This window comes from Corynebacterium sp. KPL2838 (assembly GCF_040225455.1).
GTDB lineage: Bacteria > Actinomycetota > Actinomycetes > Mycobacteriales > Mycobacteriaceae > Corynebacterium > Corynebacterium rhinophilum.
The window spans coordinates 1-11,217 of record NZ_JBEHFT010000053.1 but is presented as its reverse complement, the minus strand read 5'-3'; the positions used below and the strand labels follow the sequence as shown (position 1 = coordinate 11,217).

Here is an 11,217-nt window from a genome sequence, read left to right as displayed (position 1 = left end):
TAACTGACGGTGACCGCCCCACTATTTCCGGGGCCCACCATCAGCAAGCGTTACACCACACTAAGGGACGCAACCCTGCGCCCTCTGATGAGATTTCCCCAACCTAGAACCTAGCGTTGAAACGTAGATTGAATCGCGTCAGTGGCTTGCGCGAACGGAATCCGTTCTTGTTCAATGCGTAGCTTGCCCTCGGTGAAGAGGAGGCGGTAGGCGCGCTGCTCTTCGGTGGTCAAGTGGCTAAGTATGGCGGAGCCGTCGCCGGGATCGGGGACCGCGAAGTGGCGGAACGCGGTGACGGTGGTGGTATCCATAAGGAGAGACTTCGTGTGGGGAAAGTGGGCGCGCACGCCGTTGAGGATGCTGAAGCCGGCGGCGTCAAGGTCGCCCCAGTAGGTGATTTCGGCATCGTGGAGCCAGGCAAGGGCGTGAAGTTGGCGGGCGGCATTGCCGGAACCGAGGATGGCGATGGTAGGTGGGGCGGCATCGGAAAGCAGGGGCAGGGCTAGGAAGGTCTGCTTGTTTTCTACGATGAGAACGCGCGGGGGCGCGGTGGGAAAGAGCTGTGCAGCCTGGGAAAGGGGAACCTCGATATCGGACAGCGCAGGGGCGTGGTTGAGGTAGCGCAGACGCAGGCGGGCGTCGGTGCGGCGCAGTCCCAAATCCGTGATGCCGAAGGGCGAAAGCAGGGCGAGCAGCAGGCGGCGGTGGGTGCCTATCCACTTGCCATCCACACCTTCGACCGGAACGGCGCGCTCCCACTCGCCGGAGTCCGGGTGGGCGCGCAGCCAGGTCAAGCATGGTGCCAAGCAGCGCAGATCGTATGTGTCAAGGTCTTTCCACTGGGCATAGGTGCGGTACACGGCGTCGGCGAATGCAGGGGAGTCGGGGAAGATCCCGGCGATGTCGTGTGCGCGCTGTAGCGCGCGGGAGTATTCGGCGCTGAGGCCTGCGGCCGCGGCGATGCGGGGAGCACCGGTAAGGACCGCGCGGGTGGGAACGGAATTGGTGCCTAGGCCTGTGCGGGACCAATTGCGCTGTTCGTAGTGGATCTCTTCTTGGTGCGGCCAGCGCTGCCAGGCGCGGATGAACTCCTGGGTGGCGGGGACATCGCGCGCGGCGTTGGCGGCCGTGGGCGGGTGCAGCGGCCAGTCGATGCTCAGCGAATCCGGAGTCGACAAAGCCTCCGCAAAGTGCTTGCGCAGGTATTTTTCCGCATGGGTGTGCAGGTCACTAGGCATCCGCATTGGGGGACTCCGGGGATTCCTGGGAATAGGTGGTGGCATCGATAAGCGAATAGCCCGTACGCGCCTGCGGGCGTCCCTGGATAATGGGTTCGTCGTAATTGACCACGATGGTGCCATCCACGTACGGCGATAGCGTCTGGATGAGTTTGAACGGCGTTGCCAAAATCATGTGGAAACCAAAGGACGCAAACACGGACATGGCGGTGCGCGTGAAGGCCGGGTCGGCGCGGTCGAAGGCCTCATCCAAAATGATGGAACCGTAGGTGGGAACGTCCTGATCCGGCTCCGCCAGGCGGAAGCGCAACGCCGCAGCCAAGCAGAAGAACACCAGCTTTTGGGCCTGGCCGCCGGAAAGAGAGGCGGAATCCTGATACGTATTCGCGGTCGTGCCATCGGGGTAGCATTCGCGGCCGATGAAGCTGACGTGCTTGCGGGTATCGAGGACCAGGTTGCGCCACCGAATGTCCTCCGGCTCAGACGAGCCCAAGCGGCTGAGAATCTTGTCCAGGGCGTGGTAGCGCGCTACCGCAGCTTCGGGCTCATCGGCGCTAATCTCCGCCAAACTATGGGACGTTGCGGCATCGAGATCCCGCTGGAAATCTTGCACGACCTGGCCCCTGGCATCCTTCACATCAATGCGAAGGGTGCGGTCGCCATTGAAGGGCGTGCGCTCCAGGGACTTATTAATAAATTCCATGCGCTGTTCGATATCGCTACGGGCATGGCGAAGCGAGGAGGCAAGGTGCGATAGGTTTTGCACCGTCGTGCCATTGAGCAGCTCCAAGAACTGGGCGCGAAAATCCGCCAAGCGGTCCGCGCGCAGGAATTTCAGCTTCTCCATGCCTTCGCCGGCGAAGCTGGCCTGCGGCTCCAAATCCGCGGCTTCTGCCGGCCACTGCGATAGGTATTTGTGGAGGACAGAGACAATCTTGGCATTCGTCTCCTCGATGCGGCGCGCGGCCCTACGCGCGGTTTCTTGCAGGCTGGCCTGCACCTCATCGCGCCGGGCATCGATGTCATCGATGGTGAGTTTTCTCCTGCCCTTGTGCAGGGCTTCTTCGACTGCCTTGGCGATGCCCTGATCCGCCACCGTGGGCACGGTTCCGATGCTTTGGCGCCGCCGGGTGGAGCGGTTCAGCTCGCCCTCCACGTTGCCGAGGTGTTTTTGTGCTTCGTTTAGTTGGCCGCGGGCGGCGGTGAGTTTTTCCTTTGCCTGCTCATGCGCTGTGGCTAGGGCCTGCGCCTCTGGAGAGGAAGCCAAAGAATCGTACTGTTCTTGCAAATCGCGTTTGCGCGCCTCAGCAGAAGCGGTATCAATATCCTGGAACTTAGTCTCCAGTACGCGCTGCGCTTTATCGCGCTGCGTGCGCAGGATATCCATCTTCCGGTTGAGCTCGTGGACCTGTTTGGCCATGGCGCGAGCATTGGCTTTCGCTTCCGTCAATTGGGAACGTAGGAGCTCAATCTTGGCGGTATTGGTGGAACCCACTCGGTACCACCGCGTGCCATTAAAGCGCGTGCGATCATCCTTGATAAAGCGCGTCGAGCCATCCTTATCCTTGGGCCGGCTTTCCAAGCCATCGCGCGTGACGGCTGGGGTCTTGGTTACCTGTTCGAGCGCCGCCACCGAGTTGACGCATTCGTAGTTAAATCGGCTCGAAATATGGTGGCGCACCCACTGCGCCATGGGGTGATCTTGAAACTCCAATTTGTGGATGAGCTGTTGCGGGCTGCGCGCAGGCGTAGGCGCAGGAGCAAACTCGGGGATAGTGCGGTACTCGAGCCGGGTACCCACATTGCGCGAATTGACCCACTGGTTAATGGCTTCCCGCGCGGTTTCCGGAACGAGCAGGGTGGCGGCGAATCCGTGCAGCAATTTTTGGATCACCGGTTCCCACTCCGCCTGCTGCGGGGCAATATCCAGTAGCTCGCCAGCGAAGGGAAGCTCCGATTCGGCATAGCCAGTATCCCGCGCGAGTTGGGTGCGCAGCTCTACGAGGGCTTTATCGATATTGGTGCGCCGCGAGCTAAATGAGTGCAGCTCACTTTCTAAGGACGCGGATGCTGTCGCGGCATCGCGGGCGGCCACTCCGGCTTCTTGTTGCTGCTCAGTAAGCTGGGCCGAGTCAGCCTCGAAGTCCGCGATGCGCAGGCGGGCATTTGCTTGCAGCTCAGCAAAGCCGTGCGGGCTGAGCTCAAAGTGATCGGTCCACTGGTCAGCGGCAGCGGCAAGGTGGTGAAACTCCTTGGAGCGGTGCTCAATTTCCTTCTCCGCGGTTTCTATCTTGGCTTCTAGGGCGGCCAGCTCGCCGGCACTGAGTTGGGAGACGGCTACGGCGGCGCGGCGCTCGGCATCGTCAAGGTGCGTGACCTCCGCTTGGAGTGCCTCGGCCGCTGACTGCGCCTCTGCCTGCTGGGCGGTCAGCGCGCGGATGCGATAGTCCAGTTCTTCTGCCACCAAGCGGGCGCGCACCGCCGGCAGCGCCTCATTCATCGCCTCGGCCTTGTGCTTATCCGCTTCTGCGGTGGTGCGCTGGGAGTGTAATTGGGGCAGGGGTGCCAGCGTCTCAATCTGGGCCTTGACGTCCTCTACCCGCAGGTATGCCTGGCGCAGATCCTCAAATTGCTCCACCGACTCCTCAGCCCGCTCGAAGGTAGACGGCGTATCCAGCATATAGTCCCGGAAGAGCTGGTCCAGGCTGGATAGAGACTTGGCAGACTGCGTGCGGTGCAGCAGGACCTGCCCCTGTTCGCTCTTGATGCCCAGGCGTTTGCGGAAGCGATCCGCAAACGTGGTGTACGTCGAGGTAAATGACGCTCCAGGCCCCTTGTACATGGCCTTAATCTTGCGGGTATCCAGGCTGCGGGTGAGTAGGGGGCTGAGCTTATCGATGTCCTCATCTCCCTGCACCACCCCATAGAGCCGTTTAATCTGGCTCACCGAATTTTCACCGCCGTTGAGGCGGAAGATGGCGATAAGGGTGTGCTGTGTGCCAGCCCCATTATCGTAGGTCAACGCCACCACCGAGTTTGTTGCGCCCTCACGCAAATACTCCGGGGCAATTTCACCCGTGTGCGCATTTTCTTGCTGCCGCCACGCCCCGCGAATATAGGAGACGAGGTTGCGCCCATTATGGCGCCCGACGTCCTGCTGCGATGCCGCGTTGAACTTGAGGTCCTTCTGCGGAACCAATACCGCCGACATCGCGTCAAGCAGCGTGGACTTACCCGAACCGGATCCGCCGGTGATGAGGAAGCCCTTGCGGGCTACCGGGATGGAAAAGTAGCCGTGAAAAGTACCCCAGTTAATGAGCTGGATACGGCTGACGCGGAATTGGCCTGGATACAGGTTAGTCATCGGAAGCATCCTCCTGGTCGCTTTCGGCTTCTGCGAGGCGGGCGTATTCATCCCGGATGGCGGTGACCGTGGCGGCATCGAAAAGCTGGCGCAAGACGGGTGAAACCTCGTAGCGCCCCTCTGTCTCGGTGGCGCTGAGCAGCGAGTATTCATTGCGGATGCGTTTAATCGCCGCATTGAAGCGGTTATTGAACCCGGCTTCATCGCGGTTATCAACCGCGCGGACGTATCCAATGCCCTCCCGGAGATCTTCTACATCCACAATCACGCGTTCACCGGGCAACGCCAAACCAAGTTCCTGGCGCAGGTTCAACAGGATGGCGGTATCGATGTGCTTAAGCTTATCCGTGCGCAGCACCTGCGGGATAGGCAGCGTTTCCTCTTCTATCATCCGGGTAAACGCAAAACCTTCCGCTTCATCGACGACCAGCTCGAGGAATACCTCATGCAGGCGGGCGCGCAGGTTGTCTTCGTCCGAGATGATGGCGGACCATAAGACAGGTTCCTTGTGTGCTCGCACGAGCGGGCCCTTCAATAGCTGCACCAACGCGCGGCGCGAGTTATAGGTCAGCGATCCTTTATCGCTTTCCCACAGCGGGGGCTCATGCGCCGAATCGACGCGGTGATAATCAGTAGCGCTCACTACAACTCCTCAACGGTTGTGCTATCGAAATACATAGTAGGGATATACGCCGCGCGAATGGTCCCATCTTCTTCGGTCCAGGTGACCTTTTCATGATCATCATGCAAAGCTGGAAGCGGGTGCTGGTCCGCAATGTGCACCAATCCCACGACGCTGGCCAGGCCCTGCGTGGGCGGGTACGCCTGTAAAACCTGGCCAATCGTGCACGGACCCGCCTTGCCGACGGCCCCGCGGATCGCCCCATACAATTCCTCAAAATCAATCTCTGACTCGCGCACCAGCTCATACAACGCCTCCGCATTCTCTTGGCCCGGCTGGAAGGCTTCCGGTGCTTCTTCCACGACCTCGCGTCCTGGGTTGGCTAGTTGGATGCGCGAGACGGAGTGAATGGACATACCGATGCGCTGCAAGGGCGTTTCCATGCGGTGAAAGGCTTTCAGCTCCGATGCCTGCGCTGCATCAATGGCCATGCCTCGCGCCTCACGCAGTAGCTCAATCATGCGCCGGTCTTCTGCAAATTGTTCCGAAGAGACATAGTTGCGCAAGCTGCGTGCCAGGCCAGTCATCGTTTGATTGACCTCGAAGCTCGTTTCTTCCATATCGCGGAAGAGATTCCGCAGATGACGACGGTTTTCTGGCGCTAGCTCTTGGCCGACCTCGCTTTCTAAAACTTGGCTAATCCACTGGTCCAGCCACGCGCTGCGTTCTCTATCCATGAGGTAGGAATAGAATCCGCGGAAGCTGCGCCCCGCGTCCGATTCCGCGATGTGGTCTACACCGCTGAAGATTTCCTCGAGCACTTCGCCGCGGTAACCTTCTGGATCCAAAAGCTGGCGACGCAACCGGTGATTGAGGGCTTCAAGCTCATGGCGCACCCTGGCGAAATCGCTTGGCACCGCCATGGCCATGTTCAGCACGTCTTGGACGCGCTCCTGCGTCTCTGCCGCAGTCAGCCTTTCAAACTGCCCTAAATGTGCCTTTTCAATTTCGCGGTCAATGCGGTCTCGCTCCGCCTCTAAGCTGGCGACGCGGCTCGAAATATCCTCATTTGTATCTCGCGCCAAGCGCTGCAGAGCCGAGCCGATAGATTCCACGCGCGATGCCGTGACCGTAGTAACCGGCGTTTCCCAACGCTCAACGGCCTCGAGCGCGGACAGCGCTTCCTCGCTTGGCTCCAAGGTTTCCCCGCGTGAGCTCCTGCCAGATTTGCGGACTAGCCAACCAGCTTTTACCCAATCATTGCAATAGCTTTGCGGTGTGCGCGGCATTGAGAATTCACTGGCGAGCACCTCGAAATCGGTGACCATCAGCTCATATACTTCTGCCGCCGGCCGCGCCCGAGTGCCGCGGGGAAAATACTCAGCAATAAGTGCCAGAATCACCGGGGCATTATCGGCCGCCAGCAGCCGCACTGCCGCGGAATCATGTAATAACCGCCGCAGTGAAAGGGCGCGAGCTTCAACAGACATGATTCGATTTTGCCAGCTACGCCGGACACATGCAGCGTAGTTTGACTCACTTATTCGAATCAGTGGATCCACCCGCGCATGGTGGCCCTTGCGGGCCGAGGACTAAGAGACTGTACTAGTCTTGCTTAGTCCTGCGCGACGGTGACGTTGACGTCAATATTGCCGCGGGTGGCGTTGGAGTAGGGGCAGACCTGGTGGGCGGCATCGGCAAGCTCTTGTGCCTTGTCGTGTTCCTGGGCGGGGATGATGACCTCGAGCTCAACGGCGAGCTTGAATCCTTCGCCCTCCTTGCCAATGGACACGCGGGCACCCACGGAGGAATCGCCCAACTCGGCCTTCTCGCTGCGGGCTACCGCCTGCAGGGCGGAGTGGAAGCAAGCAGCATAACCAGCAGCGAAGAGCTGCTCCGGGTTGGCGCCATTGCCATCTCCACCCATTTCCTTCGGGGTGGACATATTGAAGTCAAGGTCAGAATTTTGGACCACTGCGCGGCCGTCGCGGCCTGCTCCGGTAGCGAGTGCTTCAGTGGTGTAAAGCGCGTCCATGATTACTCCTTTTCTAAAGTCATTTTCGTACTAGCGGTGAGTACAGCCGCCGATTGTACTCAGAATTGCTAACGGTGTTTTTCGAGGTCAGCGACCTAAGAAGTGAAAGGACGCGCTAAGAAAAGGTGGTACGGCTCAAGTGTGCGCCGCAGGCCTACTCAACCCGCGCCGGGGGAGTGGGCGCTCCTTCGGGCGGAAGTACCTTGGGGTAGCGCTTGGATTGGTTGGCTTTCCCAGCTCCCTTGGCGGCACCGCCAGTGGTGGGCGCAGTGGCACCGACTACTTCGGCCGTCTTCGTGGGGGAAGGGCGGTGGGGCGCGGGGTCCCAGTGGGTATCGACAAGCTTGCGCTGGCATACCCACCCCAGCGCGAGGATAGCCAGGCCAATCATTGCGATGAGAATGCCGCTCCATACACCGCCAGCCTGGATGGACCAGCCGAGCAGCAGGCCAAGCCAGCCAAAATCGGCATCGCCGAAGGTAGTGTTGGCGTCGCCGAAAGAACCCAGCACGCTAAGCAGGAAGGCGGGCAGGAAAGTAATGAGCAAGCCATTGGCAAAAGAACCCAAAGCCGCGCCGCGGCGCCCGCCGGTGGCATTGCCGTACACGCCGGCCGCGCCACCAGTGAAAAAGTGTGGCACGAGGCCCGGCAAAATGAGGGCGACACCAAAAGCCGGGTTGAGCCATAGCGATAGCACAGCCAAGCCGACGAGCCCGCCGGTGAAGGAGAAAATGAACCCAATGAGCACGGCATTTTGAGCGTAAGGGAAGACAATCGGGGCATCGAGCGCTGGGATTGCGCCGGGAACTATCTTTGCCGCGATACCTTGGAAGGCGGGGACAAGCTCACCCAAAATGGTGCGGACACCGAAAAGAATGACAGCAACGGCCACGCCAAACTGTAGGCCCTGCGTAATGGATTGCATGAGGTAATTGCCTACATCGGTAGCGCCATCCGGGAAGGCCGTGAAAGCCTCATCGGAGCCTGCACGTGCAATAAATAATACGGCGAGCACGAGGTACATCAGTGCCATGGAAAGGGCCGTCGCCACCATCGAATCGCGCAGGAAGCGCAAGCCCTCTGGGAGCTTGAGATCCTCCGACGAAGGCGACATCTTGTCGCCCTTACCGCCTACGGCCTTGCCGACGCCACCTGCGACCAAGTACCCAGCCGTGCCAAAATGCCCAATTGCCACGGAATCATCGCCGGTAATGCGGCGGGTAAAGGGGTGGGCTATAGCAGGCAAAGACACCATCAAAATGCCAAGCAGCCCCGCACCAAAGGCGACGATGACCCACGAAGGATATCCAGTGGCAACGAGCACCATCGTCAGCAATGTGGCCATGAAAAGTACGTGGTGGCCAGTGAGGAAGACATAACTAAGCGGTGTAATACGGGCCAAGATGAGGGAGACAACAAATCCCAAAATCATGATCCAGGCGACTTGGCTGCCGAAGCTATCTTGGGCGATGCCGACAATGGCTTCATTAGTCGGCACCACTCCCCGTGCACCCGTCGCGCCGGTGATCATGGCACCCAGCGGTTCTAGCGAATCGGATACTAGGCCAGCGCCGGCGCCGATAAGGAGGAAACCCAGCGTCGCTTTAATCGCACCGCCGATGGTCTTGCCGGCGCCGCGCCCCATGGCACCTAGGCCGACGGCGGTGATGATGCCGATAAGAAAAGCAGGTACAGCGAGGATTTCGTTGACGAGAAAATTGGCTATGGCCAGAAGAATATCCATGCGTTATTCCTTAAATGTCATAGAGCTCGCGAAGAGCCGCATCAAGTTCGGAAGTGGAAGTGAAATTTTGGATGACGTACACGGGAACGCCGACATCGCCAAGCGTGGCAGCAATTTCACCCGAGGTAAGCAAAAAGTCCGCTTCGCTAGCTCGGCCCTTCGCCGAAATGGTATCTGTCGCCTCTACGTTGAGGTAGGGACCCCAGCCCCATTCATCCAAGACCTGCTCCAAGGTATTTTTGAGAAAAAGCGAGGTTCCTAGCCCGTTGCCACAGACCGTTAGAATTTTTCCCTTGGATGCCACGGAGTCCTCTGCGGTTTTGTGGGTGGTTTCTGAAGAGGCTGTCGGCGCGGAACTAGTACCATGTGGAGAAGAAGATGTTTGAGTTGGGGTATCTGAGGTGATGACCTTCCGTAGCTGTTCTTCAGTCTCTGCGCGGTCAAGGTCTTCCTGTTTGGTTGCTAAAAGCCTGGCCAGCTGTTTCATCGCTTCCACGTGCTCCGAGGAATTCTTGGCCGCGCACGCCACTACCAGATGTACGGGATCGTTGGAAGCATGGTGAAATTCCACTGGTTCTGAAAGCCGTACCCACGACAGTGAGGTTTCTTTTACCGCCTCTGATGGGCGCGCGTGTGCGAAAGCGAGACCGGGTGCGACTACGATATAGGGCCCATTGTCCTCGACAGAGTGGATCATGGATTCCGTGTAATCAGAAGTTACTGTGCCAGCCTTTTCTAAAAGTCTGCCCGACAGTCGGATTGCCTCCCTCCAGTCATTGGCAGTGCCGTGAAGATCCACAGCACCCGGCACCAGCAAAGAGTCCACTGTAGCCATTTATTTCTCCCGTCACATAGTTAGGGCTTATGAAGAAAAATCACTCTTTATTTTAAAGCGCGGGAGAAGGAAGGTAAATGGAAATGCCTACTTCTTGTCAGAAGAGTCCAGCTCAAACCTTTGGCGGCCAATTTCGCTTTGGCCAAAATTGTCTGTAGCTACAAGCTCTACTGGGGTGGATTCATCATCGAGTTCGTAGGCGACTGCGCCTGAAGCGGTACCGCCTTGCTTGATCCTTTCAAGTAGGGAATCGGTGAGCTCTGGATCGTAAAATGAACCGACCTCCAGCTCGTTTACAGTATCGGAATTATTGTCTTGCACGGCAGTAAAATACTGGACGAAGTCCAAGGCCGAAAGCTCTGCATCCGTCTTATTCGTGACATCATAATAGAAGACGATGAGTGGCTTCTCGCCATCCTCATTGCTCGGCTCACCTGTGGGGATTATGCGGTGATTCGTGATCTTGATCGTTGCGGCCGGTACTTCGAGGACGCTGTCCTTGAAACTCCGGTTGGAATCTGTGCTCTTTAGAGAATTGACGGTGGTCGGGTCGTCACTGATCTTTTTCAAAATTGCTGTAAGAGTGACGTCCTGAATGGCAACATCGAAGGATAAAGTATCGCCGTCCACCTTGAAGTCTTTTTCGTCAGCTGAGGCTGCCATGAGGGCAGTATCGGTTGCAACGATGTCTCGTTTCGAAGTGATCGTTTCGCCAGCTGCGGCGGCTTCAGCATCAAATGATCCTATCCAGTAGATCGAGCGATTCTTGCCATTATCAAATGTCCATTCCACAGTAATGACGTCATCAGTGATGCTGGCCTCCATCCAACCATCTTCGGAGGCGCTGGCCTCCTGCTTCCACGTACCGATCACGGATTGGGATTGTGATTCAGTAGATTTAGCATGCTGGTCTTGTTGTGATGATCCGCTGTCATCATCAGGACTCGAGCATGCTGTGAGGACAAGAGCGGACGTAAGAACGAGAGAAGGCAATAGTTTTCTCATATAAAAGTTTTACCCTAAGGGGGTGGGGAGGGGGTCAGCGCGGGAGAGGTGAGAAAATTGGTCTTTCGCGAGCTATTGACTAATCTTTTGGAAGCGGAGTGTCGTAATCTACTGCATGACTTCCGTGTGGGGCTATAGCTCAGTCGGTTAGAGCTCCGGACTCATAATCCGTCGGTCCCGGGTTCGAGCCCCGGTGGCCCCACGGTAGAAGGAGGCGTCGGCAAGCAGTGCTGGCGCCTCTTTTTTAGTATTCGGTGTGCACGCGTTCGGAGAAAATCGGCCTAGCGGTCAGCTCGATGGGGTTAAACGACAAAACGTGTTGTTTTTCGGCGTGTCGAGTTAAACGACATTTTGTGTTGGTGGGGGTAGGGGTT

General features: G+C 58.3%; 8 protein-coding genes and 1 tRNA gene. 1 reads left to right on the top strand and 8 read right to left on the bottom strand.

Annotation, left to right across the window (positions count from 1 at the left end; translation table 11 throughout):
- Positions 1-110: 110 nt before the first annotated feature.
- From ABRP98_RS11210 to ABRP98_RS11175, 8 genes are all read right to left on the bottom strand, one after another.
- Positions 111-1,244, bottom strand: coding sequence for a DUF3322 domain-containing protein (locus ABRP98_RS11210; protein WP_349859300.1), 1,134 nt, complete (start codon positions 1,242-1,244; stop codon positions 111-113).
- Positions 1,231-4,602 (bottom strand): ATP-binding protein, encoded by a 3,372-nt coding sequence (locus tag ABRP98_RS11205; RefSeq protein WP_349859298.1) that lies wholly within the window; start codon positions 4,600-4,602, stop codon positions 1,231-1,233. Before ABRP98_RS11205 ends, ABRP98_RS11210 begins: the two co-directional genes overlap by 14 nt.
- Complete coding sequence (locus tag ABRP98_RS11200; RefSeq protein ID WP_349859296.1) at positions 4,595-5,245, bottom strand: DUF4194 domain-containing protein; 651 nt, start codon at positions 5,243-5,245, stop codon at positions 4,595-4,597. The genes ABRP98_RS11205 and ABRP98_RS11200 overlap by 8 nt, the downstream gene beginning before the upstream one ends.
- Positions 5,245-6,714 carry a DUF3375 domain-containing protein gene (locus tag ABRP98_RS11195; RefSeq protein ID WP_349859294.1) on the bottom strand — a complete coding sequence of 490 codons (1,470 nt, stop codon included), beginning with the start codon at positions 6,712-6,714 and terminating at the stop codon, positions 5,245-5,247. The genes ABRP98_RS11200 and ABRP98_RS11195 overlap by 1 nt, the downstream gene beginning before the upstream one ends.
- A 125-nt stretch (positions 6,715-6,839) precedes the next feature.
- Positions 6,840-7,259 carry an organic hydroperoxide resistance protein gene (locus ABRP98_RS11190; RefSeq protein ID WP_349859293.1) on the bottom strand — a complete coding sequence of 140 codons (420 nt, stop codon included), beginning with the start codon at positions 7,257-7,259 and terminating at the stop codon, positions 6,840-6,842.
- 154 nt (positions 7,260-7,413) lie between these two features.
- A complete protein-coding gene (gene ulaA / locus ABRP98_RS11185) occupies positions 7,414-9,003 on the bottom strand; it encodes a PTS ascorbate transporter subunit IIC (protein WP_349859291.1) in 1,590 nt (529 codons plus the stop codon).
- A 10-nt stretch (positions 9,004-9,013) separates the two neighbouring features.
- The gene (locus tag ABRP98_RS11180) at positions 9,014-9,838 is read right to left on the bottom strand and encodes a PTS sugar transporter subunit IIAB (protein ID WP_349859289.1); all 825 of its coding nucleotides are present in this window, start codon (positions 9,836-9,838) and stop codon (positions 9,014-9,016) included.
- An 87-nt stretch (positions 9,839-9,925) separates the two neighbouring features.
- Positions 9,926-10,711 carry a DUF5067 domain-containing protein gene (locus ABRP98_RS11175; protein ID WP_349859288.1) on the bottom strand — a complete coding sequence of 262 codons (786 nt, stop codon included), beginning with the start codon at positions 10,709-10,711 and terminating at the stop codon, positions 9,926-9,928.
- Positions 10,712-10,971: 260 nt separating this feature from the next.
- On the opposite strand from ABRP98_RS11175, the gene ABRP98_RS11170 reads away from it, so the two are divergent.
- Positions 10,972-11,045 (top strand) — tRNA-Ile (locus tag ABRP98_RS11170).
- Positions 11,046-11,217: the final 172 nt, after the last annotated feature.

Coding starts and splice junctions, on each gene's coding strand:
- ABRP98_RS11210 (WP_349859300.1), bottom strand. CDS start 1,244: ATGCGGATGCCTAGTGACCTGCACACCCATGCGGAAAAATACCTGCGC.
- ABRP98_RS11190 (WP_349859293.1), bottom strand. CDS start 7,259: ATGGACGCGCTTTACACCACTGAAGCACTCGCTACCGGAGCAGGCCGC.
- ulaA (WP_349859291.1), bottom strand. CDS start 9,003: ATGGATATTCTTCTGGCCATAGCCAATTTTCTCGTCAACGAAATCCTC.
- ABRP98_RS11205 (WP_349859298.1), bottom strand. CDS start 4,602: ATGACTAACCTGTATCCAGGCCAATTCCGCGTCAGCCGTATCCAGCTC.
- ABRP98_RS11195 (WP_349859294.1), bottom strand. CDS start 6,714: ATGTCTGTTGAAGCTCGCGCCCTTTCACTGCGGCGGTTATTACATGAT.
- ABRP98_RS11180 (WP_349859289.1), bottom strand. CDS start 9,838: ATGGCTACAGTGGACTCTTTGCTGGTGCCGGGTGCTGTGGATCTTCAC.